The sequence below is a fragment of the Colwellia sp. 12G3 genome (assembly GCF_002836775.1).
Lineage (GTDB): Bacteria > Pseudomonadota > Gammaproteobacteria > Enterobacterales > Alteromonadaceae > Colwellia.
Genome location: NZ_PJAQ01000006.1, coordinates 140142 through 165062, shown reverse-complemented (window position 1 = coordinate 165062; position 24921 = coordinate 140142). Strand labels below are relative to the sequence as shown.

Below are 24921 nucleotides of genomic sequence, written 5' to 3'. Positions count from 1 at the left end.
AAAACGGACATTAGCCTTGGCTTATCTAGCGACATTCGAACCGACACAAATTAGCTCTGCGTTGAATAATAGAATTGTTCTAAATTTCATCAAAAGCCTGTGAAGTCAAAAATTCTAATTTGATTAAAAACACCAAAAGCTGACATTAGATTAATATGATTTTAGGTATTAAAATTTTTATGATTCTATGGTGCTCAGGGGCATAAAGTGAGACAGCGTTCATGCTTGTTTTATTATATTTTTTGCCTTGACTCAAATTTTAGTCATTGTAGCTAAACAGTTTTTTTCCTTCTTTTAAAAGGTGCTGAACCGCAGGGTGTTTGACTTTTCGTTCAGGTGAAATTAAGTAGTAGTATTCAGTGATTTCGGTTGTTCTGCCAATTAATTTAACGCCAAATTGCTCCATCACATGTTCGTCGATTATCGTTGGTGCACAGAATACGCCATACCCAGCTTGACCAAAGTATTTTGTTAAAACGGAGTCATCAAACTCCCCAATGATTAAAGGCGAAATATTGATGTGCTCGAACCATGACAGTACGCTTAAGCGTTGATTTGAACCTTCACCAGCGATAAAAAATGGCTTGTTATCTAATGATTCTGGGAAGTTGTCTTTTAATTTATCTGCTATGTCTTTATGAGCAAAGAAACTAAGTCCACATGTCCCTACTAAATGATTATATGCTTTTAATGGGGAGCCAGCCGGTAGCGATTTATCACTTAACACCGCATCTAATTTATTTGTTGCTAACTCGCCTAGTAATACCTCTAAACTACTTTCTTTACACACCAATTTAATTGAATCATCCATGTTGTAAATTGTTTTTAGAAAGTTGAATGAAAAAACTTTAGCAATAACATCAGTCACGCCGACAGAAAATTTAAATGCAAAGTCAGTTGAATGATTTTTAAGCGAGTGTAACAACTCATCCCCTAAACTAAATATTTCTTGGGAATAGCGGAAAGTGATGTGTCCCATTTCGTTCAATATGAGTCGCTTTCCTTTTCTCTCAAAAAGTTTATAGCCTAATTGATCTTCTAATAAACTAAGCTGAGCGCTTAATGTTTGTGGTGTAATATGAATAACACTAGAAGCTTTAGCAATACTTCCATGCGTAGCAATCGCGTGAAAATACTGTAAGTGATGATAATTTAACTTTGCCATAGTGACTTCTTTAATTGAATGTTTGTAGATTATAGAAAACTTGTTATCAACGTTAAGTTGATAGCAAGGTAAGTATATACGACTTTTATTGTTTTTATGGTTCAGTTATAAGTTACGTTTTATAAAGTATGTGGTAGTGCTAGCAATGGATGTAGCTCTCATTGATATTTATAAATGACAGTAAACCCTTATTTAAACTACCTATAAAAAACTCACACTCGTTTAAGGAACTTGATGACTAAGCATGATGAATTACCCGAAGATCACGATGACCCCCTGATTTCTTTTTTACATAAGTCTATTAAAGTTGCGATAAGAATATTAGCTATTTTAATGGTCGCCGTGATTTTTTTTGGCGTCGCTGATGTCGTCTATGTATTTTATCAGCAGCTAATACAGCCACCGTTCATGCTATTAATGCTTTCCGACATTTTTAAAGTATTTGCTGCATTTTTAGCGGTTTTAATAGCTATCGAAATATTTCAAAACATTGTTTTATATTTAAGAACCGATGTGATTCCCTTAAAGTTGGTTGTAGCAACCGCTTTAATGGCAATGGCACGAAAAATTATTATTATCGATTTTAATGAAGTCATGCCTATGCATATATTTGCAGTTGGCTTTGTTGTACTGGCACTAGGCGTTACTTATTACCTTGTAGGTAAAAAATAAATTTAGTTATTTAATACTTCACCATAAATTAGGGGGATATTCTAATATCTCCCTAATATTAAACACCTACCTATCGTTTCAATCAGCTTTATGCAGATAAACCCTCAATATATTTAAATAGGTCTTTGATAGTTTCCTCTATTCAAAATTTTTAATGTTATCTCTTGTGATAAAAGCTAATTGTCAATTTAAAGTTGATAAAGATGAAGGTTTATACTGCTTTTGTTGTTATTAAGGTTTAGGTATAACTTCATCTACGGATTTGGTTTTTAGAAAAATCACTACATTAATTCTTATTAAAATTACAATTTTTTGATAATTAGTAGTGAGATTTACAATCCGACCTTTTCTAAACTTGAGTCGCAATAAATCTGCAGTAAATATTAATTTTACGGTGTGGAATCAAGGGTAGATTTTTGTAAAAATTTAGGAGATAGATGATGGATATTTTCAAAAAAATATTGGTTGCGACCTCTGCAAATTCAATTAAACCCTCTGTTATTTCACAGTCAAATAGGATCGCTAAAAAACAACATTCACACGTGACATTTTTTAGCGTTACAGAGGAAATTCCTAAAGATCAACTTGCATGGGGTAGTAAGTTGCCACTAGAAGCGTTGATGGCTAACTTACATGAAGAGCAACAAGTCTCATTACGTAAAATAGTTGAAAAATTCCAACGTGACTTCACTTCAATCGATACATTCAACGCCGTTGGCTTACCCTTTATAGAAGTGGCGAAGAAAGTACAGAAAGATAATTATGATCTTGTTATTTTAGCCGCGAAGGCTAATAGCCACCGACGTAAAAGGTTTTTTGGTAGCACTGCAGTTCATCTTATGAGGAAATGTCCATGCCCTGTATTAGCGCTTGGTTCAAATAAATCAAAGCCATTAAAACGTATAGTTGCTGCTATTGATGCCTATGCACCAACAGAAGAAGGCCATAAGCTTAACGAGAGTATTTTACGTATGGCTTCTAATATAGCAGAGATAGAAAATGCAGAACTACATGTCATTCATGCCTGGAAGCTTCCTGATGAAACCTATTTGAAAGGGTGGGGGGCAACGTCAGAGTTTGAACGCCTCGAATTAGTGATGAAAAAACAGCAGAGTATACAAAAGTATATTGATGAAGTAATTGAAAAGACAATATTTCATATTAATCCTCCAATCATTAAACTTCTCGAGGGGGATGCTCAAGAAGAGATACCACTGTATGTCCAGGAAAACGAAATTGACCTTGTTGTAATGGGGACTGTCTGTCGAGTTGGTATACCAGGGAATTTTATCGGCAATACAGCTGAATCTATCTTAAGTGAAGTTTCATGTTCAGTATTAACACTAAAACCGGAAGGGTTTGTTTCACCTGTTGCGTAGTAATGACCGAGATTAGTTCTATGACATAACCTCATTCATGTCACCTATATTAGGAGTATTAAGAGATTATTTAATGTTAAATTAAATGTCGATATTATCAAAAGCCGATAAGCGAAAAAATCGTCATTGAGAATCTATTCTTATAGCTATCAGTGGGTAAGTCAAAAATGTATTAACAAAAGAGTTAAAGCGCAATAAGGTGCGTGGTTTTAATTTTATGGGTAAAAGTCAAAACAATATTTGCTAACGAATAGCCTTTTTTGAATGAATACAGCAAATTTTAACCGCCAGTATTAAAAGGGCAATGATATACTTAAACGCGGTTTAATTAATATTTATACAGGAGTTCCTTTCTTGCTTGGAAATCGTTTTGATAATATGAATTTAAAGGGTGATATCTTTGGTGGTGTTACCACTGCGATCATTTCTTTACCTTTAGCGCTTGCCTTTGGTGTTGCTTCTGGTGCAGGGGCTGAAGCTGGCCTTTGGGGCGCCATCATGGTTGGTTTTTTTGCCGCTCTTTTTGGTGGGTCAACCTCTTTAATTTCAGAGCCAACCGGTCCAATGACCGTGATTATGACGGCTGTGTTAACCAGTATGATGGCTAAATACCCAGAAACAGGTATGGCAATGTCATTTACAGTGGTAATGATGGCTGGCGCTTTTCAGATACTTCTGGGCACATTAAAACTTGGAAAGTATGTAACTTTAATGCCATACAGTGTTATTTCAGGCTTCATGTCAGGCATTGGTGTCATATTAATCATCCTACAGTTATCACCCTTGCTAGGACATTCAGCGCCCTCCGGTGGTGTTTTAGGTACAATTTCAGCGCTTCCTGATACTTTGTCTAATATAAAGTTTAGTGAGTTACTGCTAGGTTTATTGACTTTAGGGGTATTATTTTATTTTCCTAAACAATATCGAAAATATGTGCCAGCTCAATTGGTCGCACTGGTCGCTGTAACACTACTATCAATGTTGTTGTTTGATACTGACAGCATTCGTCGAATCGGTGAAATACCTGCGGGATTACCGTCTATTGTCATCCCTCATTTCAACGCTGATATGTTTACCACTATGGTAATAGATGCTTTAGTTCTAGGTACTTTAGGCTGTATCGATACTTTACTCACTGCTGTTATTGGAGACTCATTAACACGTAAAGAGCATGATTCAGATAAAGAATTACGAGGGCAAGGATTAGCCAATATGATCTCAGGCTTGTTTGGTGCATTACCTGGCGCAGGTGCAACAATGGGTACAGTCACAAATATACAAGTAGGAGCCCGATCTCCGCTGTCAGGTATGATTCGAGCTTTGGTGCTTGCCTTGGTTGTTTTAGTTGCGTGAGCCTATTCCAATGGCTGTATTAGCAGGTATTGCAGTGTACGTGGGTCTAAATATTTTAGATTGGAGTTTTATTCAACGAGCGCACAAAGTCAGTATTCAGGGCATGGTCATAATGTATGGTGTAATGCTACTTACTGTTTTTGTTGATTTAATTGCCGCAGTTGGGTTAGGTGTCTTTATTTCGAATATCATCATCATAGACAAACTCAGTAAGGTACAAGCACGAAAAGTGAAAGCAATAAGTGATGGAGATGATAACGTTGTTCCACTTAGTATTAGTGAGCGTGAAATATTAGATAAAGCGGAGGGTAAAGTTCTATTTTTCTATTTATCAGGTCCCATGATATTTAGTGTATCCAAAGCGATATCACGCCAACATGCGAGTATTTCTGATTATCAAGTCATGATTTTAGATTTAACCGATGTACCTATGATTGATGTAACCGTAGGTCTTGCACTTGAGAATGCAATAAAAGATGCATTAGATGCTCATTGTGAAGTGCTACTAATATGCCCAAATACTGAAACCAGACAACAATTGGATAAATTCCAAGTATTAACTTTGGTTACAATAGAGAACAATTATTTAGATAGAGAACAAGCTTTACAAGCAGCGCTTATCTATGTTTCAACGTAAAATTATCAAATGGTAAGTCTAACGTATTGTTAATAAAAATGAAGTTAGCAAACAATGGGACGATCACTTACTTTTACATGGCAACTAACTGGTAATAGTAAACCTACGTCTATCTCACAATGGGGCACAAAGCGCCTTAGGATCTTTAACCCCATTTTGTTCCGCTCCTAGCCAAAGAAGACGTTATAAAATTGATTGATTACGACAAATTCATTTGATAAAACGAGATATTGAAGTGACTTGAAATTGCTATAACCAGATACAGTTTCTATATAAGAAATTAGTTATAGCAAAATTAAAAGTTGTTATTTAAAAATTATTTTTCTTAATCGATACTCACCGGTTAACTCTCTCACTTCAGGATATTTTGCGGAGGTTTCTTGGGATATTTTTTGATTTTCTTCCCCCCATTTTTTCATGAATTTATCATATTTCGCTTTATTGGGATCTAAATCTTGGGAGCTTGCAAATGTGACTGTCAATACCAAATTAAAATCGCCACTTTGCGGTAATTCACTAGCCCATATATTCCAGTCTTTTATGTGGCCTAACTCCTTTTGAATTTTTACTGCCTTTATCCAACTTTTTGTTAAACCGGCTAAATAAACATCTTCCATATTGGGATCAACTTTGACTGTAGTTACAGAAAGTACTTCTTTACTTAGGTCATAGTCTTGAAATATTTCCAATCGGTCTTTAGCAAAAACATTTAAACTGATTAATAGCGTTAATATATAAATACTAATTTTTTTCATTGTTATTTCTCCTTGGATTAGTTTCCCTAATACACAACATAAATCGCATTAAGCTCAGCAAGTATAGAACAACACATGTATTTTGCTCGTTTGAGAAAAATACATAATAGATATGAAAACAAGTAGGCACCTCAAATATAATGGTTTTATGAATGGTTTTTAATTAAATATTCTTCATGTCAGTTTTTACTTATACATTACATATAATTATCTACACTTGAGTTTGAATAACAATGTCAACTAACGTATCAAAGCTGCCTGCGGTGTATCATCTCTAAATACTAAATTTTACAATAAAGTCTTCATGTCTAGAAACGTATCTCGATTCAAATCTATTGTTTACTGCGGCAACTTTACGGTCGTTAACATAACTCCAACCTGAATTGCTGCTGTATGAAGTAAAGCTGACATCGAATATTAAATATAAGCTGTTCTGATAAAAAATTGGGAAAAAAAACTAGTTTACGTTAATTTATTTATAAAAATAATAAGTATATTTTTGGGTTAGTAGTAGATTCTTGCTCTAAATATTTTATATCGCAGAGATAATGTGATGTTACAGTTTAATTGTGTTGATCTTGTACCTATGTTGTCGTAGATTATTTATTCATAACAAAAATAAGGATGATTTTTAATGCGTTTACTCACCCTCTTTTTATTTATACTTTTGACTTTTTCTTCAGTTGCTAATGATGACTTTGACAAAGGGAAGACTGCATATAAAAATAATAATTACGCCGAAGCTATCACTCTTTTTAAATTAGCCGCAGAACAAGGTAATGCAGGGGCTCAAAGTTACCTTGGCTTTATGTATACTAAAGGACGTGGGGTTACACAAGATTACCAGCAGGCTGTTGTCTGGTATAGAAAAGCTGCTGAACAGGGTAATGCAGGGCATCAATACAGCCTTGCTATCATGTATGAAAAAGGAAAAGGGGTCGCTCAGGATTTTATACAAGCGATTGAGTGGCATACTAAAGCAGCTGAACAAGGTAATGCAAGATCTCAGTATCACCTTGCACTTATATATTATAATGGGAAGGGGATTGCACAAGACTACAAGCAAGCTTTTAAGTGGTATAGCAAAGCTGCTGAGGACGGAAATGCTGGGGTTCAATATAGCCTTGGGCTTATGTATGAAAAAGGGCAAGGTGTTGCTCAGGATTATAAGCAAGCTCTTGGTTGGTATACAAAAGCAGCCGAACAAGGTGATGAAAATGCTAAAAGAAACCTTGGTTTAATTTATGCCGATGGAAAAGAAATTACACAAGTTCAAAAATAGGCCATTGTCTGATACTGAAAAACCGCTGAGCAAGATTATGTAAGCGCTTAAAAAGAATGTTTTTATTTTTATACACTAATTCATGTCCGCTGGCCTGCGCTTTGTTATCATGATTGTAAGAGTTTTCGTTATCGAGGAAGGTCAACTAAATGGTAAACGTGTCGATAACCTAGTGTAGAATTTTTTGTTGTTCACTTCTGTTTAACAAAGCCGTCCTTTTGAGGCGGCTTTTTAGTATCTGACGTATGTCTTTGGTGGCTTTGTTCTCATTCAGTCTTAACAGGTTATTGGCAAAAAGTTATCATCAATAGACCATGTTTTTATCTTTTGGGAGCGTCCGCTATCGTATCTTTGTTAACATAGAACCAGTGAGAATTAGAGCATTCTTTAGCTACCGAGAAATGTACAAAATATCTAGATGATTCGGTTGCTTAATTGTCTTGAGATTCATTAACTTCTTCAAATGTTACAACATAATAACCGTCAATTAGAACATTCTTCAACTCAGTGCAAACATTAAACCGCTTAACACCATTGTGCTTTGTTTTAATATTAACCGTCATACTAACAAAACTATCGTTGTCAGAGTCTAAGGACTCCATACTCAATTCCCATAAGCTCTCAACAACTTTTTGATACTGTACATCTGGGTAGACCTTTTGCCACCAATGATCCTTATCTGGTATTTCTTTAAGACTCCAGCCAATAATGCTATTAAACTTATTATTTAAAAAGATAAAAGTATGATTAAGTGTCTCCTCAGTAAATTCTACCACTATAACAGGCAACGGTAACATATCTAAAAACTTAGTTGGAATTGGCTGAGACAAGATGGACCTCCTTAACATCATACTTTTCATATTTATAGCACACATTTAATTCAAACTTTACGTTATGTAGCGGTTAAATAATTTTGTCCACGGATTTGTATTCAGTATTTAGTGGTCAACTTTAACGGAAATGTCATCATCCTTGCAGTTCAATCATGTCAGCTATCGTCTCTTTGTTAACATTGAGCTAGTGATTATTAGTGACTTCTTCAACTAGCCATAAGTTGACCTTATCCATATAATAAAAGTCTTTCGGGAGTATGTTACCGAAATGGCTCTATAGCCAAATTATTTACAGAACTTTCATAGTGAAATATTTGATTATATTCTTTTTATTGTCAGCAAGTTTTTGTACTATCTTAATGTGCTTTATTTTATAAACAGTATCTACATAGAATAAACACTAGGGGTTAGCATGATATGTTTAAAAATCCATTTAATTAAATCCCCTAATAAATTGGAAAGTGAAATAGTAATGTTATTGTCATTTATATGTTAATTTTTAAGGACAGAAGAATGAATCCCTCTACTAATGCAAATAACGTTGAAGTGCAAAAAACACACGGTCAATTTCGTTCATTAGTTGCTTCTTTACCCTTTTGTGTACATGAAATAGACCTTGATGGTAATTTAATATCAATGAACCCAACAGGACTCCGTATGGTTAACGAGACGGAAGAGAGTGCCGTTTATCTAAAGCCTTACCTTGATTTTGTCGCAGAGAGAGATAAACCAAGAATTTCCGCATTGCTAGATAAAGCCTTCAATGGAGAAGGCTCTACTTTTGAATTTGAGGTTATGTCAGAATTACCAATTTTTTATTCATCCTGCTTTATCCCATTGTATGATGCAGCAGGCTCTCAACAGAGTGTTTTGGGTTATACACAGGAAATCACCAAGAATAAAAGTAAGGAAAAAGAGTTAAAGCAAGAAAAAAAACGACTAGCTAAACAACGAGATGCACAGGTCACTTTTTCAAAACTTAGTTATTCAAAAAAGAACCCTGCTTTCGATATTATTAAAAATATTCTTCAAATCAGCGCATCAACTTTAGATGTTGCGCGAATCAGTTTATGGGAAGTAGTTGATAATACATCTTTAAGTTGTGTTGCTTTGTACCATAGAACTTCAGGAGAATTTGAGTATGATATAAATTTAAGTGCTGATAATTATCCTAAATATTTTAACGCCTTATCAATCAGTCAAGTAATTGATGCTAGTGATGCCCATTCGGATCCAAGAACCTCTGAGTTTAGTGAAAATTACCTTTTGCCATTAGGTATAACTTCAATGTTGGATACTATCGTTACTTCAGGCGAACACTTTACTGGCGTTTTATGTTCAGAGCACATTGGAAAGAAAAGAGAATGGCAAGTTGATGAGATTTCATTTTCTTCTTCTGCTTCCTACCATATTGCTCGTTGTCTTACAGAAGAAAGAAAAGAGCAACTTGCTTTTGAAAACCAAGAGCAAGCTCAAAAAATGCATCACACTCAAAAGTTAGAAAGTTTAGGTTTATTGGCTGGGGGAATAGCTCATGATTTTAATAATATATTGACGACGATCATGGGGAATGCTGATTTAGCTTTGAGAACTCTACCAGAACATTCTAATGCTACAGCTTTAATTGAATCAGTTAAAAAAAGTACGGTACTAGCTGCTGAATTAGCTCAACAAATGTTAGCATATTCAGGTAAAAGCCCTTTTACTAAAACTCCCATTCATATCAACCCATTTATTGAAGATATGATACATTTATTAAGAATATCTATTTCTAAAAATGCCGTCATTAAGTTGAATTTAGCCGAGTCACTGCCTGTTATTGACGTTGATAAAACTCAATTGCGACAAATTATAATGAATTTAGTAATCAATGCTTCTGATGCAATATCGAAGAAAAGCGGCGTTATCGCAATCTCTACTGGTTTGATGTATTGTGACAAAGAATATTTTGATTCGACTGAATTATCTAGTTGGAAGTCGCCTACCACTAATCAGCCTAATAGTGACGCATATCTTTTTATAGAGGTATCAGATTCTGGATGTGGAATTAACAAAAATAGCTTAAATCAAATTTTCGATCCCTTCTTCACTACAAAGTTTACAGGAAGAGGGTTAGGTTTAGCCGCAGTATTAGGAATTATCAGGGCACATAAAGGTACAATTAAAGTTTATAGTGAAGAAAATATAGGAACTACATTTAAGATTTTATTACCACAATCAGAAACAAGTGCCAACGTAAAATTACATAGGATCACGGACGAAGATGTTCTCACTGAATGTCAGTTTAGTGGCACAGTCTTAATCGTTGATGATGAAGAAATAATCAGAAGTATGACGCGTGCAATGTTAGAAACTGTTGGTTATCAGGTGCTTGAAGCTGCAGATGGTCTAGAGTCACTATCTGTCTATAAAGAGCATCAGCAAAGCATTGATGCTGTTTTAATGGATCTAACTATGCCTCATATGGACGGAGAAGAAGCTTTTCGAGAACTACGTCGAATTAACAAGAATGTTAAATTGATATTGTGTAGTGGGTTTAGTAAACATGACATTCAAGAAAAATTTTACGGTAAAGGGGTTGCGGGATATCTTCAAAAACCCTTTCAAATGAATAAAATGTTAAAATTGGTATCTGAAACTATTAAACTGAACGTATTGGAATAATCAATCATCTAAACGTCATATCGTATTTAAGTGAACATAAAACAGGATTATTTCAATCGATTATTTAGGTCAGCAAAGTGGTATTAGTGAAAATTTAAGTACATAACTCTTATGGACAAACCTTAATATCCCCCCACTAAAGACAAACTTTATTGTTATTATAAAACGGGTTATATCTTGCTATTAACTTGTGCTATTCAGCATTGAGTTTAGCTCATCGGCTAATGCTCAGGCGGCTATATCGTCATCGGTGATTGAATTTGATGTTGATGCAAATATTTAGTCGTTCTTTCCAGTACTTAAACTCATATAGAAAGAATTCGCTATATCCATATCAATAGTGTTGAGCTTTTCTGTAAGGTTATATGCAACATAAACGATGTGTTTTTAGATAGTTTTAAAGACCCGTTTTCTGGCATACTGACTTCTAATTCAACAATAAAAAAACCTTGTCGACATTATCTGTAAACCACATAGGAAGCATTAAATGACAACTTATTTTCAAGGGAAAACTGTCATCATCACTGGTGCGTCAGCGGGTGTCGGTGCAGAAACCGCTAAAGCATTTGCGAAAATGAACGCAAATCTTGTTTTATTAGCTAGGGGGCAAAAAGCACTCGATGAAATTAGCAAAGAACTTTCAATTAGCACTTCAGTGTTAACCATAGCAATGGATGTGTCTAGCTCTTCAGATTGTCAAAAAATGTTGGTAAGTGCCGAGAAAAAGTTTGGCGCTATTCATTACCTCATTAATAATGCTGGCTACCATAAACGAGGTGAAGTTGAAAACAATTCGCCAGAACAATTAGCTAAGATGGTGGATGTTAATTTACGTGCTCCTATAGAATTAACCGCATTAATATTACCGTATATCAGAAGGAGTATTGCTAAAGGGGGAGTGGGAGGAATAGTTAATGTAGGCTCTTTAGCTGGCCGTACCCCATTGCAAGGTGCGGCAACTTACTCAGCAACTAAGTCAGGCTTGCGTGCTTTTAGTTACGCACTTGCTGATGAATTAAAAGGCTCTGGTATTAGCGTAGGTGTAGTTTCTCCAGGGCCAATTAATACCGGTTTTATTATGTCTGAAATAGATGAAGTAGAAGACATTGTCTTTTCCCAGCCGATGAGCAGCCCGCAACAAGTTACTAATGCCATCATTAGCGTAGCTAAAGGAGAGAAAATAGAAATATCACTGCCCAATTCAAGTGGTTGGCTAACGACTATTTCTTACTTGTTTCCTACATTGAGACGCCTTTTGAGACCATTACTTTACGAAAAAGGGCGAAAAGCTAAAGAGCGTTACAGAAACAAAGCATAAAAAACCAAGTATTAAGTCAATTCATGTGAATAAATAACTAGGACAAGGCGCTCGATTGACCGATAGCTGGCTATCGGGAATGAGAGCAACGCAGTTGTGGAGTATTTTTGCCAGCACAAGTGAGCAATAATTTAACATGCCTATGCACATGGTTCAGGATTGTCATCCCCGTAGTGTCTTAATTGGGGATCCAGTCTTTAAAGAGCAATGGATCTTCGATCAGTGACTTCGAAGATGACGTTTACAATGATGGCCTGAGTTAACTACATAGCCATGTAATTTAATGAAATTGGTATAAGATTAGCGCGATGTTTTAGAGGCTAATATCTCTTTTACACGAGTGAGGTAAGCGTCGTATTTTTTCCAGTTACCTACCGAGCGGTTATTAATAGGACTACGTACCTGCAGCGCGCTGGCTGTGGCAACGGGGGCTGAATTTTGATGAATATTTACACATTGCTCTTGCCAAGGAAGATTGCAAAATTCAATCAGCTGTCGAGCTTCATTTACAGGGTCATTAACTAATTTTTCATAATTAATGAAATAGAAATTTTCGGGATAAAGTTTTAGCCACAAGGTCGCTAATTGTTTAAATAATAAATAAAATTCAGTGGTACTTTCTAAATCATATGAATAGCTGTAATACGATTGGTTAACGGCAAAAAGCTGTCGAAAATTACTCACAATGGTATCGAGTGGATTTCTATCTAGACAAACAATTTTAGCTTTTGGTAAAGCCTGTAAGATAAAGCCAACATAAAGTACATTTAGCGGCATTTTATCTACAAATTTTGCTGTTTTCCCTGTTATAGCCCGTGTACTTTCAATATAAGCGCTACCTAATTCTGCAAAGTTTATATGCTTTGTCGCTGTTATCGTTTCTGCATCAATGACGCGGTTACTGGTAGTTTTCGCCATTTTTTTCAGTAGTAAACCAAAGTGTTGCAATTCTCCAGCACTGGTTACTTCAGAATGCTGTGAAATAATTCTCTCAACTAAGGTTGTTCCTGATCTTGGCATACCAACAACGAATATTGGTTCATCAGTCTCAAAGCCTTTTGTCGGTGCACGATCGTCATTTTGAAAATATATTTCAAGGCTTTTAAATAACTCTTTGTCTTCATCTATGCTGTATTTAAACTGCTCTAGCTTTAACTTTTTTGCCGAATTTAAGTAGTAAAATGCTTTATCAAAGTCTTTTAATGATTCATATTCTCGCGCTAGAGCATGACCTATATATAATCTGTCATCTGCCTTTTGTGCTTGGCTAAACAGTTGCTCAAGTTGGGGAATATGATTTGAATCAGCAGATATATTACCTAAGCCGGTCAATGCCGCATGTGCTTTGTAATAATTAGGCACCATTGAAATAGTTTTTTCATAGGCATTTTTAGCACCGTCAAAATCACCGGTAAACTTTAATGAGGCGCCTAAATTAAAAAAATAATTTGGATTATTGTTGTTAATGGCAACGGCTTTTTTGAAAAAACCAACCGCTTTTTCATGTAAACCCATTTGGCTATATGCCACGCCAAGGGTATCTAAAGTTAATGATGATTGAGAGGTTAACTGAGCTGCTAGCTCGGCAAAGTGCACCGCTTGCACATGATCGTTTTCCAACGCATAGTGCTTGGCAAGTTGTGATAAATATTCGGCATTGTTAGGCGCAAGCAAATTGGCTTGTTTAATCAATTCAATGGCTTTTACTAAATTATTATGTGCACTGGCTATCATGGCTAACAAAAAATAAGCATCAGCAAAAAATTTATCTTGCTGTAAAATCAAAATCAACTGCTGATGTGCCTGTTGATACAAGCCTTGATTTAATGCTTTTTGCGCTTGTTGATGCAAGGTTTTTATTTTGTTGGACATACGTTATACCAATTCTATTAAATTTATTTACACCTCAGAACTATGTCAGAGGTTCAATAACAAATTACATTTTTTAGATCTCGTCATTCTACATCAAATGCGTTTTTGCGGTTAGTGGCTCTCTGACAAACTCCAGAAGAGCGAGTTTAAAAGGCTTAAATGCTGTGTTATTGATTTCGATAAGGGGTGTTCATTCATCTTGCCATTTTCATCACAAAAACAACATATTCTAAAGTGTTAATTATTACTTAAGGTTATGATTAAAATAGATATTAAAAAGGCACGGTATTATTAAACTTAAAATAATGCCGTGCCTTTTTTATGCTATCTGTTAAGTAAAAACTTACATATCAAACAAGTATTCGAAGCGTACACCTACTTTACGCGGCGTAATTAAATAATGTCCGTAGTTACGTTGTATTGCTGGGTCATTCGAGGTGGTTATATCACCAACATCACGACGAACCGAGCTATAAGCATACTTATCAAACATATTATCAACGTATAAGGTTACCGACCATACATCATCAGAAAATCGTGCCGATGTATTGCTTAATGAATAGCTAGGTAAAGCTTCACCATTATCACGTAGTCCTACTTTAGAATAGACATCACTTTGATAAGTTAAACCATAGTTAATATCTAAACCGATACCATCAAATACCTCAGTGGAATAAGTTGCACCGAGTGAAAATTGTTGCTCAGGTGAGCCAGGTAATCGATCACCACTTTCTGCACCAATCCCAGGCGCATCAGTGGTTAATTCAGCGTTAGTATAAGCATAAGTTGCATAGGCCATTAGGCTATCACTTAACATCGCGCGTGATGATATTTCAATACCAGATGCTTCAGCTTCTCCTGCATTAGAAGTATAAGGTTGTTGACCCACTTCCGTTGCGCCTGCTATTTGGGCATTTTGCCATTCAACCATAAATAGTGCGGCATTAAAATGTAGTTGGTTACTAAACCAAGTACTCTTAAAACCTAGCTCATAGTTAGTGGTGGTATCTGGCTCATACAATATCTCGTCTGGTTGAGCACAAATATTTTGCTGCTGGCCAAGATCTTCGGCACATGCAGGGATCCCGTTAGAACCACCAATGCGGAAGCCTTCACTCACTGTTACGTAGGCCATTATGTCATCACTGAATTGATAACTCGTGTTAATTTTAAATAAACTACCGTCATCGTCAGCTGAAGACTCAACCAGATTTAAATCAATTAATGTTGGATCATAACTCGCGTCATATATAGTGTTTAATAAAGGTAAATCAGAATCAGATCGGGCGACTACATCGTATTGATAGAATCGTGCTCCCAACATCAAGGTTAATTTATCAGTCACGCTATAAGTGATCTCACCGAAAAGAGCTGATTCTGTCGTTTCGGTTTTATCTACCGAAACATACTCTAATGAATCTGGACGTAATTGCTCTGCCCCCCAGTTATCAACAGCATATTGATCGAAGCCTGGTGTATATTCACGACTATCACCAAAGCTTTCATTTTTGTTGTAATAAGCGCCGACAATCCAAGATAATGCTGAATCACCCGTTGATACTAAGCGGATTTCTTGGGTGAAGTTTTCAGATTCATCTACTTCTCGGGTAAAGGCTGAGAAGCCAGGGAATTCTTCATAGCTATAATCTAAGCGAATAAGTAAATCGGTTTGATCTCGTTGCCCAAGCGCTTCAAATTCTGAATAGCCCGTTGCTGACGTTAATTCTGCAAAACCTAAATCAATAGACATCTCTAAGCTCAGTAAAGTGTCTTCCTTATCTCTTGGTTCTTGATAACGATAAGCTGATTCATATTCTCCCATGACAGCAGATAATGGGTTGCTCTCACTTAAGCTGTTATTATGAACAATAGAGCGACCACCAATTTCTTGTTTTTGATAAAAGTACGATAAGGTTGCATCAAAAGTGTCATTAGGCTGCCAGCGAATCATCGCTTTGGCAGTAGTTGTTTGCTCGAAGTTAGCGTCTTTAACTTGTTTTAGATTCGCATTTACGTCGTCTGCATCAGACCAATCAGGATCAGGTAATGAAACACCACCTTCGCGAACCACATAGTTGTAATCAACATAGCCAGGTTCATCAAGATAATTAACAGCAAAACGCACAGCTAATTCGTCGTCAATCAGTGGTGCGTTAAAAACAAAGCCGGCTTCACCACCGATATCATCACTTTCAGATAAAGTAAAAACATCGCCGTAAAGTGAACCAGAGGTTTCGTCTAATATCGGTTTATTGGGTAAATAGCGGATAGCGCCACCTAATGTGCCCGCACCATATAAAGTACCTTGTGGACCAATCAATACTTCAACTCGTTCAACATCGATGAGCTTCATATCAACCACAAGTGGGATTTCACCAAGGTAAGTCGCAACAGTTCCACCATCAGAGCCTGGGCCTGATGAATTAGTATTTAACCCACGAACAATAATAGGAGAGCCACTTCGACCACCTTGATCGGCAACACTCAAACCAGGCACCCAACGAGCGACGTCAGATAACTGTGATATGTTTTGGTCTTTCATCACATCAGCATCAAGTGCGGTAATATTTAACGGTGCTTCTTGCACTGTTGATGCACGGCGAGAGGCAGTAACTTGAATCTTTTCAATGCCTTGTATCGCGCTTTCTTCTGCGTAACTATAAGTCGGTACAGCCAATGCCGAGCTAAGTGCTATGCATAAAGCTGACTTTTTAAATACCTGCGAATTTTTTCTCTTCATGTGTAGTTCCTTAAATGCAATTTATATGGCTAATGACCATTTTTATTATTGCTTCTTAATGTTATGTGCAAATAGCATGTCATAAATAAAGATAACTGTCTTCATTAAATCCCTTTAAATAAAGGGCTGCATGGATTTATGTGTTTTTATTGAATAACTATTAACGCTTAACTATCAAATAAAAAAGGTAACTGTTATTAAGTTATCAAGCGCTCAATTAATATTACGGCTCAAATTAAGAACTAAATCTTTAAAGTCAAAAAACCATAAATAAGCAAAAATAAGTTAATATTTTTACAGTTTTCTCCCCCATTTTTATTAAAATCTCTTTTTTATCCTTCTGTTTAATTAAAAAATTCATTTATTTGCTAGATTATTTAGCTCAATACAACGCCAACACTAAGCATGATCATCACCAGCAGAATTATCATCGCTAATAAGGGCGCAATAAATTTTAACCAAGTGCTATATGAAACGCGCCCTAGAGCCAGACCTCCCATGACAATAGCGGAAGTAGGAGTAACTAAATTTGGTAAACCAGATGCTGCTTGATATGCCGTAACAACAAGTTCTCTAGGTACGTTTGAAAAATCAGCAAGTGGCGCTAAAACAGGCATAGATAATACCGCTAACCCTGAGGACGAAGGGATCAGCAACGATAAAAACGATTCAACCCCGTATATTGCGTTGATAAAAACAATAGGTGAAAGGTCACTTAGCAAATTTTCAGCATAAAATAAAAAGGTATGAGTAATATTGCCTTCATCCATTACCACAACCAATCCCCGTGCTAAGGTGATAATGAAGGCGACACCTAATAATTCTTTGGCACCATCAATAAAGCTAACGGTTAATGTTTGCTCATTTATTTTGGCAACCACAGCTACCACTAATGTCGCGGCAATAAATAGCGCTGAAATTTCTGCCATCCACCAATTACTATATGAAACGCCAATCACCATAACGACAAACACTAAGAGTAAAACCGTTAACACTAGCTTCTGTTGTATGGATAAAGATTTATCTGTTGTACTTATTGAGTGATGCAAAAAATATTTTTCGTTAGCTAATTTATGGTTGGCAACTAGTGATAGTTCGGGATTTTCTTTGATTTTTTTTGCATACCTCATGACATAAACAACACAAAGTAACCAAGCGAGAATCAAGATAACAATCCTCAATGCTAAGCCATCAGTAAAGCTAACTTGTGCTGCATTTGAGGCGATGATGGTAGCAAAAGGATTGACTGTTGAACCCAAAGCGCCCACTCCTGCGCCAATCATAACAACGGCAACGCCGGTAATACTGTCATATCCTGCAGCGATCATGACCGGGATCACTAAGGTATAAAAAGGCAATGTTTCTTCCGCCATACCAAAAATGGTGCCACCTAAAGCAAAAAAGCCCATTAGTGTTGGTATCATCCAGATTTCTCTGCCTTTAAGTTTTTTAGTAATTTGAAAAATACCACTTTCAATCGCTTTAGTTTTATTGACGACACCAAAAAAACCACCAATGATTAATACAAATAAAGCGACATCGATTGCTCTAGCTTGATTGGTTACAGGATCGTAGAAACCTTTAATGGGCGCTAATAAAATATCGGTAAAACTCTGTGGGCTGCTTTCAACTTGGTGGTATGAGCCTGAAACAGGTACTAATTTGCCTAATAATTCATTATTGACCATTTTATATTGGCCAGCCGGTATTATCCAAGTTAGCGCAGCTACCAATATGATGAGTAAAAATAATATTGTATAAACAGAAGGTAGTGTGATTTTAAGTTTCATAATTTGAACCTAACTCATTGGTCATTTAGTTTATTTAACTGACTGCCGTAGTGATTTCAGACATAGTCATATTGCTCAGACCCATTTTTTCAAGCGTTCGCCCCTGACTAAAATAATCGGTCTCGTTAAAGGCATTAGTTAAATGTAATACCGCTGTTACAATTGGCGTGTCAATATTCATTAACTTGGCAAACTCAACACAAGGCACCAGTAAATAAGGTGCATCTTCAGTAATATAACGATTTTTTGATGAATCAGGAGCACTATTTACATTGCCATGAGTTTCAGAGGTTTTATTTAACTCATAAACACTCTGTGCATCCATATTATATAACTCATTCATGGCCTGTAATTCGGACTTAAGTGTTAAACCCATTGCGTCTCCAACAGCCAACCGCTCTTTATCCATTTTTGCACAGGCTTTCGCCGTGGCTGGTGAGCAACAATCGGTATAGTAGTTAAACTTGCCAGGAAAATTTTCCAACAAACCAATATTTAACGTGGTCATTAACGGGTGACCACCAAAATTGATGTTTTCTAAGCCCACAGCAATAACATTGGCAAGTGCTGTTAGCTTTAATGGAAATATAGGTTGTAGTAATGCTAGCACCTCATCGGTTTTACTCGCTGGTAATGCCGCGATAGGTAAAAATGACTTCATTCCCAAAATAGCAATTTCTGCATTTCCTGTAATACGCGTAGCCCAAGGAATTGAGATAGCATCAACAAAGGTAAGTTTCAGTGCTTGATAACCTAAATCTTTTTTTAATTGGTTAAGCACTAATGAACCATAATTTCCAGGCATTAACACAATAGTTTGATTGTCAGTTAAATGCGGTAGCATTTCTTTAAATAACGGCACCTGCGCAAAAGAAGGCACAGGTAAAATAAGAATATCTGAATAGGCGATTGCTTGTTTAATATCAGTCGTTAGGCAATCGACAAATTCAAAGCCTGGGTAATCTAATGAAACGCCATGGTATTGGGATAAAGACGTTATGCCGCCATCAACAGAAATAGCATGAATTTGTTCATCAAAACCTGCAGACCCATACAAAGCAACCTGACAACCTTGCTGAGTAAAATGATAAGCCGCAGTTAAACCTGCATTACCTGCGCCAAATACGGCTACTTTTTGAGTTACTTTGGTATTATCTATAGTCACTTTATTTAATCAAATTAGTATAATGATGATTTAAACTTTAATGAGCAGAGACAAAGTTGTCTAATGCTTGTACAAACAAGACCTATGTTTAAATGTTATATGACGCCTTGCGTTGTAATATTTAATTGTTAATAAACAAGTGAGTATGAATATGTGTGTTTGACGGTAAAAAATGGTAAATGCTTATTTATTATATCGTGGCTGTTTTTTTGTTATTTTGAGCGTATTAGTTCAATGCCGGAATTTTTAGCTTCTTGAAAGAAAAGCTCAATAAATTGGTCAACAATTTCAGATGTTGCTCGTAATGAGGGCAATAAGATAAAAAATCTAAAAGGTATTGAAGGTTCAAATTCTTTAATCAATATACCGGCACTATTACTTGTTGTATATTTTGCAGAGAAAGGGTCAACAATTGAAGCACCAACGCCCTCAGACACTAAACTGACTATGGCTATCGCTAACGACACCTCGGCAACTTCATTACGTTTTATCTTAGCTTTTTTAAACGCTTTATCGACCTGTTGCTGAGTATGATCTTTTTCGCAACTAATAATCGCATGCCCTTCAAGATCGCTAGGTGTAATAACAGAGTGTGCAGCAAGTGGGCTATCTTGGGGTAAAATACACACACAATTGCATTCAACTTTAATACTTGTTACTCCTTCAGTGATTTCAGGTAACAAAGCAAAGCCGATATCACATGACTGTAATGCTGTTCGTCTTAGCACTTCTTCAGAGCGGTAAGTTTTTAATGAAGAATGTAAATTTTTATTATTTGAAAGAAATTTACCTAAAAGTTTAGGTAAAAAATTACTCGATAACATTGGGAATGCAGCAATATGGAGGCTGCCAAAGCTGCTATTTTTAATATCTGAAGCACTGTCAGAAAGTGATTCGAGAGCACCATAAGCTTTTGATACTTCGATATAAAAAGCTTTGCCTTTTTCTGAAGGTAATAAGCGACCTTTTACTCGTTGAAAAAGCTCAAAGCCTATATTTCTCTCTAAGCTAGCGATTAAACGGCTAACTGCTGGCTGAGTGATATGAATATAATCGGCAGCCGCAGTCACTGTTCCTAATTCATAAACCGCTTTAAATGCATTAAGTTGTTGAAATTGCATACTTAGATAATCCGCTAAATTGTGGAAGCTTAATATTGCAAAATTAATTAAGCATTACAATAGCCAAAAAATACCGAAGTCTATAGTCCATATCGAGTAAAGAATGTATTTAACCGCAGAGTATTATCAATGACAATCAGAGCAAAAATATTTTCACTTTTATCATATGGGTAGTTTGTCAGTTAAGCTGAAAGCACCATTGTTACTGATATCCATGCGAATAAGTGGCTAGCGATTGATTACGAAAATTATGGTTAAACAATTAATATGCATAACTATCCACAATTGATAATTAAGTTATGATAAATCCCTATCAAACGAAATAATTTTCACTTGCACTGAAACTAAATTACCTGCATGTTTAGCCACAATCTTGTAGTTAAAGAGCCTGTTTAGGTATAAAAAAATGATGAAAAATCTCAATGAAACAAAGTTACCCACTATGCTCGACGCTACAATTCCCGTCATTTTATTGATTGTATTACTTACCGCTTCGGTAAGTACTTTTGGTGACAATTCATCTTATGGACCTAATCAAATAGCGTTGTTACTTAGTATGGGTCTAGCCATCGTTATTGGTTTAAAGAATGGCTTTACCTGGCATTCAATTGAAAAAGCGATTGTTCATGGTATCTCTCTTTCGCTCGGTGCAATATTAATTCTTCTTGCCGTTGGCTCTTTAATTGGTACATGGCTGCTGTCGGGTACTGTACCCACCATGATTTATTATGGATTACAGATCCTATCGCCCGAGTGGTTTTATGCGGCCACCTGCATAATTTGCGGTATTGTCGCGATGAGTATTGGTAGTTCTTGGACAACAGCGGCCACGATCGGTGTTGCCTTACTGGGAATTGCTCAGGGCTTAGGGTTATCTCCAGAAATAGCCGCAGGTGCGGTCATTTCAGGTGCCTACTTTGGCGATAAAATATCACCATTGTCTGAAACAACAAATTTAGCACCTGCAATTGCCGGAAGTGAACTTTTTGCCCATATTCGCTACATGCTTTGGACTACAATCCCATCTATTTCGATCGCTTTAATTTTATTTTTACTGCTTGGTTTTTCAGAATCAGCAACGGTATCGAGCCAAGCAATTACTGAATTAAACGAACAATTGGCCAAAAATTTCTCCATCAGTCCTGTTAACTTAATACCATTATTCGTCTTGTTGACTCTGGCGATAAGGAAGGTTCCAGCTTTTCCTGCGGTTTCAATAGGCGCTATCGTGGGTGCCATCTGCGCAATGATTTTTCAGCAAGAGCTTATTCTTAATTTAGCTAAGAATACTGATTCAGTATTCTTAGCTAACTTAACCGTGGTTTGGACTACTTTGTTTGATGGCGTTGCTATTGCTACCGGCGATTTAAAGCTCAATGCTCTACTGAGTGGTGGCGGCATGTCGAGTATGCTTAATACCGTGTGGTTAATTATCTGTGCATTAAGTTTTGGCTCGGTACTTGAACATTTGGGTATGCTGAGAAAATTTCTAGATGTGATATTAAAAGCTGCAAAAACGACGGGAAGTTTAATTGCCAGTACAGTGGTAACTTGTATCGGTACTAATTTAGTTACTGCGGATCAATATATGGCAATTGTTATGCCGGGACGAATGTATAAAGAAGAATATCAGCGCAGAGGATTACATCCAGTGGTGTTAAGCCGCACGTTGGAAGATGCCGGTACCATCACTTCACCATTAATTCCATGGAATACCTGTGGTGCCTATATGTACAGTGTCTTGTTAGTGAATCCTTTAGATTATATCTTTTATTGTTTCTTTAATTTGATCAATCCTATATTAGCCATAATTTATGGGTTTATTGGTTTCAAAATTAAAAAACTCATCAGTGTAGATACTCAAGACAAACCTGCAAGTGAAGCATGTACCGTTATAAAGTCATGTTAAGCCATTATACGAGTAAAAGAAAAATAGAATGATATTGAAAAACCTTATACATATTGAGGGTCTACAATTTTTAATAAAATACTCACTGGAAAACCGCTTGCAGCAACAACAGACAAATATCAAAGGGACTTAAACAAGTCTTTTAGGCTTGTTTCATGTGTTGATGGGACATCATCAACACATAACATTAATATCTGATTTTTATTGCTAACTTATGCATAGGTTTACCTTCGCTCCAAACGCCAAAGACTCATCTATACTCATGGTACATGGAACAACATAGAGTGAACTCCTTTGCGATTACACTACCTCTTCAGCGCAGGTTTACTAATATCACCCATGCTCTATGGTGCCGATCAGGTAACTGACCAGTTATTTTCCATGTCACTGGAGGAGTTGATGGAGATAAACGTAACCTCTGCAACCCTATCCGATCAAACGCTGCAAACCGTGCCCGCTTCAATAACAGTCTTCACCCGTAAGCAAATTCAACAACTCGGTGTCAGCACGTTGGAAGCATTGATGAGTCATGTGCCGGGTTATCAAAATTATAACTCCGATGGTAATTCTCAGTCTTACTCAAGCCGAAGTCGTCGTCTAGCCGCTAATTCGCGCGAAGTTTTGGTATTACTTGATGGCATACGCCTTAATCATGACTTGTTTGGTAGTGTTGGTGTTACTGAGTTAACTGTGTCAATGAAAAATGTTGAAAGGGTGGAGTTTTTACGTGGCCCAGGATCGGCGATTTATGGTGCTAATGCATTTCTTGGGGTAGTTAATGTGATAACTGCTAGTGGTCTAAATGAAGCTGATGTCAGTGCTGGCAGCTTTGGGCAACGACAAGCCAGTATGAATATCAGTGCAGAGATCGGCAACTTTGACAGTAATCTATCGGTTGAATCACATACCATCGACGGCGAGGATCGCAGTATTTATGATCCGGTTACGGCCAGCTTTATTAACAGCCAGCAAAAAATAGAACAACAGAGTCTTTATTGGCGTGGCCACTGGAGTGATGATGTTGGCGGTGGCTTGGGCTTACAAGTCCGTTTAGTGAAGCAATCCACGGATGGTGGTTATTTTGCGGGTATTGCCAGCGATACCTTCAATAGGTTTGAAAGCAACAGCCATTTTTTTTCCTTGCATTACCAGCATGTATTCAATGAAAACTGGGAATTAAGTAGCCGGCTTTATAATTCGCCTTACCTTTACCAGCCGTCCCAATATTTGGCGGCCAAAGAGCCATTGGTTTTGGTGCATGCGTCCATCAAGGGCAATGATAGCGGCATTGATAATCAACTGCTGTGGCATCAGGGCAGCGCAAGTGCCTTACTCGGTTTTGATCACACACGTAACAGCATGGACCAGGTTGATTTGAGCTTACAATTTTTTCCTGCCCCGTCCAATCCTCCTGTGGAAGCTTTCAGTACCGAGACTCGACGGGTGAACGCTTGGTACATGCAGTGGCAAGATGAACTGTCTCAAGACTTGACCTATATCCTAGGCGTACGCAAAGATAGTTATTCAGACGTGGAAGGCCATGTCAGCCCGCGCTTAGGCTTGATCTGGCAGGCTGATGCCAACAATAGTTTAAAACTGTTGTATGGTGAAGCGTTTCGCGCGCCCTCGCGCAATGAGTTAAGCATTAAAAACAATGCCGTGCAGCTCGGTAATCCAAATTTAACCCCTGAAATATCCAAAACATTTGAGCTAGTTTGGTCTCAAACAGGAACCCAGTATTACAGCAGTGTCAGTTTGTTTAATACTGAAATTATCGACGCAGTGGAATATTACAATACAGTGGGACCCAGTACCTTTGTTAATGGTAAAACACAATACATGAATGGAGTCGAAGTGGAGTGGCAGTGGTTTTTTTTAGTCGATTGGCAGTTGCGCGCTGATCTCAGCCACTTATTTAAATCACCACTGGTAAATAATAACGATGCAGAAGAATTGTTGGGTGTAAGTCTTATCTACGAGGCTCAACAAGTTACCGCCAGTTTAAGTGGTCGTTACCACGGTAGCCGTCGTGACTCTAACACTACGGTAGAGGGCTATAAAGACTGGGGTGGTTACAGCTTGTTCAATGCGCATATCCATTACCAAATCAACCCAGAATTTCAGCTGTATAGTAACTTACGTAATATCACCGACAAAGAGTACACCACACCTGCTATTCAAAATGCTAACAACTTTTACGGTGTGCCTGGCACAGGAAGAGAAATAGAAGTAGGTCTACGCTGGAGTTTTAAATAACTATCCCATA

At 36.9% G+C, this 24921-nt stretch carries 15 protein-coding genes and 1 pseudogene; 8 read left to right on the top strand and 8 right to left on the bottom strand.

Features of this window, described 5'->3' with window-relative positions; all coding sequences use genetic code 11:
- Window positions 1-259 precede the first annotated feature (259 nt).
- Window positions 260-1165: a transcriptional activator NhaR gene (gene nhaR / locus CXF71_RS02410; protein WP_101231398.1), complete on the bottom strand. Its 906-nt coding sequence runs from the start codon at window positions 1163-1165 to the stop codon at window positions 260-262.
- Window positions 1166-1399: 234 nt separating this feature from the next.
- On the opposite strand from nhaR, the gene CXF71_RS02405 reads away from it, so the two are divergent.
- The 3 genes and pseudogenes from CXF71_RS02405 to CXF71_RS02395 all read left to right on the top strand — a co-directional run bounded on the left by CXF71_RS02405 (window position 1400) and on the right by CXF71_RS02395 (window position 5206).
- Window positions 1400-1837: a phosphate-starvation-inducible PsiE family protein gene (locus CXF71_RS02405; protein WP_101231397.1), complete on the top strand. Its 438-nt coding sequence runs from the start codon at window positions 1400-1402 to the stop codon at window positions 1835-1837.
- A gap of 437 nt (window positions 1838-2274) precedes the next feature.
- Window positions 2275-3216 carry a universal stress protein gene (locus CXF71_RS02400; RefSeq protein WP_101231396.1) on the top strand — a complete coding sequence of 314 codons (942 nt, stop codon included), beginning with the start codon at window positions 2275-2277 and terminating at the stop codon, window positions 3214-3216.
- 378 nt (window positions 3217-3594) lie between these two features.
- A pseudogene (locus tag CXF71_RS02395) lies at window positions 3595-5206 on the top strand (SulP family inorganic anion transporter).
- 305 nt (window positions 5207-5511) lie between these two features.
- Here CXF71_RS02395 and CXF71_RS02390 read toward each other — a convergent pair.
- The gene (locus CXF71_RS02390) at window positions 5512-5961 is read right to left on the bottom strand and encodes a hypothetical protein (protein WP_101231395.1); all 450 of its coding nucleotides are present in this window, start codon (window positions 5959-5961) and stop codon (window positions 5512-5514) included.
- Between the two features lie 634 nt (window positions 5962-6595).
- Between CXF71_RS02390 and CXF71_RS02385 the strand changes: the two genes are divergently transcribed.
- Window positions 6596-7243 carry a tetratricopeptide repeat protein gene (locus CXF71_RS02385; RefSeq protein WP_101231394.1) on the top strand — a complete coding sequence of 216 codons (648 nt, stop codon included), beginning with the start codon at window positions 6596-6598 and terminating at the stop codon, window positions 7241-7243.
- 431 nt (window positions 7244-7674) lie between these two features.
- Here the strand turns inward: CXF71_RS02385 and CXF71_RS02380 are convergent, their stop codons facing one another.
- Window positions 7675-8073 carry a hypothetical protein gene (locus CXF71_RS02380; RefSeq protein WP_101231393.1) on the bottom strand — a complete coding sequence of 133 codons (399 nt, stop codon included), beginning with the start codon at window positions 8071-8073 and terminating at the stop codon, window positions 7675-7677.
- 516 nt (window positions 8074-8589) lie between these two features.
- Here CXF71_RS02380 and CXF71_RS02375 point away from each other — a divergent pair.
- Both CXF71_RS02375 and CXF71_RS02370 read left to right on the top strand, forming a co-directional pair.
- Window positions 8590-10740 carry a response regulator gene (locus CXF71_RS02375; protein ID WP_198559811.1) on the top strand — a complete coding sequence of 717 codons (2151 nt, stop codon included), beginning with the start codon at window positions 8590-8592 and terminating at the stop codon, window positions 10738-10740.
- A gap of 487 nt (window positions 10741-11227) precedes the next feature.
- The gene (locus CXF71_RS02370) at window positions 11228-12058 is read left to right on the top strand and encodes an SDR family NAD(P)-dependent oxidoreductase (protein WP_101231391.1); all 831 of its coding nucleotides are present in this window, start codon (window positions 11228-11230) and stop codon (window positions 12056-12058) included.
- 300 nt (window positions 12059-12358) lie between these two features.
- Here CXF71_RS02370 and CXF71_RS02365 read toward each other — a convergent pair whose 3' ends face one another.
- The 5 genes from CXF71_RS02365 to CXF71_RS02345 all read right to left on the bottom strand — a co-directional run bounded on the left by CXF71_RS02365 (window position 12359) and on the right by CXF71_RS02345 (window position 20746).
- Window positions 12359-13930, bottom strand: a complete 1572-nt coding sequence (locus CXF71_RS02365; protein WP_101231390.1) for a tetratricopeptide repeat-containing sulfotransferase family protein — start codon at window positions 13928-13930, stop codon at window positions 12359-12361.
- A gap of 343 nt (window positions 13931-14273) precedes the next feature.
- Complete coding sequence (locus CXF71_RS02360) at window positions 14274-16670, bottom strand: TonB-dependent receptor (protein WP_101231389.1); 2397 nt, start codon at window positions 16668-16670, stop codon at window positions 14274-14276.
- 377 nt (window positions 16671-17047) lie between these two features.
- The gene (locus CXF71_RS02355) at window positions 17048-18460 is read right to left on the bottom strand and encodes a YfcC family protein (RefSeq protein WP_101231388.1); all 1413 of its coding nucleotides are present in this window, start codon (window positions 18458-18460) and stop codon (window positions 17048-17050) included.
- A 34-nt stretch (window positions 18461-18494) separates the two neighbouring features.
- The gene (locus CXF71_RS02350) at window positions 18495-19625 is read right to left on the bottom strand and encodes an NAD/NADP octopine/nopaline dehydrogenase family protein (RefSeq protein ID WP_232771349.1); all 1131 of its coding nucleotides are present in this window, start codon (window positions 19623-19625) and stop codon (window positions 18495-18497) included.
- Window positions 19626-19837: 212 nt separating this feature from the next.
- Window positions 19838-20746 carry a LysR substrate-binding domain-containing protein gene (locus CXF71_RS02345; protein ID WP_101231387.1) on the bottom strand — a complete coding sequence of 303 codons (909 nt, stop codon included), beginning with the start codon at window positions 20744-20746 and terminating at the stop codon, window positions 19838-19840.
- A gap of 409 nt (window positions 20747-21155) precedes the next feature.
- On the opposite strand from CXF71_RS02345, the gene nhaC reads away from it, so the two are divergent.
- Together nhaC and CXF71_RS02335 are read left to right on the top strand one after the other, a co-directional pair.
- Window positions 21156-22655: a Na+/H+ antiporter NhaC gene (gene nhaC / locus CXF71_RS02340; RefSeq protein ID WP_101231405.1), complete on the top strand. Its 1500-nt coding sequence runs from the start codon at window positions 21156-21158 to the stop codon at window positions 22653-22655.
- A gap of 399 nt (window positions 22656-23054) precedes the next feature.
- Entirely contained in the window at window positions 23055-24911 is a 1857-nt protein-coding gene (locus tag CXF71_RS02335) for a TonB-dependent receptor (RefSeq protein ID WP_198559810.1), read from the top strand.
- The last annotated feature ends 10 nt before the right edge of the window (window positions 24912-24921 follow it).

Coding starts and splice junctions, on each gene's coding strand:
- nhaC (WP_101231405.1), top strand. CDS start 21,156: ATGAAAAATCTCAATGAAACAAAGTTACCCACTATGCTCGACGCTACA.
- CXF71_RS02375 (WP_198559811.1), top strand. CDS start 8,590: ATGAATCCCTCTACTAATGCAAATAACGTTGAAGTGCAAAAAACACAC.
- CXF71_RS02370 (WP_101231391.1), top strand. CDS start 11,228: ATGACAACTTATTTTCAAGGGAAAACTGTCATCATCACTGGTGCGTCA.
- CXF71_RS02335 (WP_198559810.1), top strand. CDS start 23,055: ATGGAGATAAACGTAACCTCTGCAACCCTATCCGATCAAACGCTGCAA.
- CXF71_RS02400 (WP_101231396.1), top strand. CDS start 2,275: ATGATGGATATTTTCAAAAAAATATTGGTTGCGACCTCTGCAAATTCA.
- CXF71_RS02365 (WP_101231390.1), bottom strand. CDS start 13,930: ATGTCCAACAAAATAAAAACCTTGCATCAACAAGCGCAAAAAGCATTA.
- CXF71_RS02345 (WP_101231387.1), bottom strand. CDS start 20,746: ATGCAATTTCAACAACTTAATGCATTTAAAGCGGTTTATGAATTAGGA.
- nhaR (WP_101231398.1), bottom strand. CDS start 1,165: ATGGCAAAGTTAAATTATCATCACTTACAGTATTTTCACGCGATTGCT.
- CXF71_RS02385 (WP_101231394.1), top strand. CDS start 6,596: ATGCGTTTACTCACCCTCTTTTTATTTATACTTTTGACTTTTTCTTCA.
- CXF71_RS02360 (WP_101231389.1), bottom strand. CDS start 16,670: ATGAAGAGAAAAAATTCGCAGGTATTTAAAAAGTCAGCTTTATGCATA.
- CXF71_RS02355 (WP_101231388.1), bottom strand. CDS start 18,460: ATGAAACTTAAAATCACACTACCTTCTGTTTATACAATATTATTTTTA.
- CXF71_RS02390 (WP_101231395.1), bottom strand. CDS start 5,961: ATGAAAAAAATTAGTATTTATATATTAACGCTATTAATCAGTTTAAAT.
- CXF71_RS02405 (WP_101231397.1), top strand. CDS start 1,400: ATGACTAAGCATGATGAATTACCCGAAGATCACGATGACCCCCTGATT.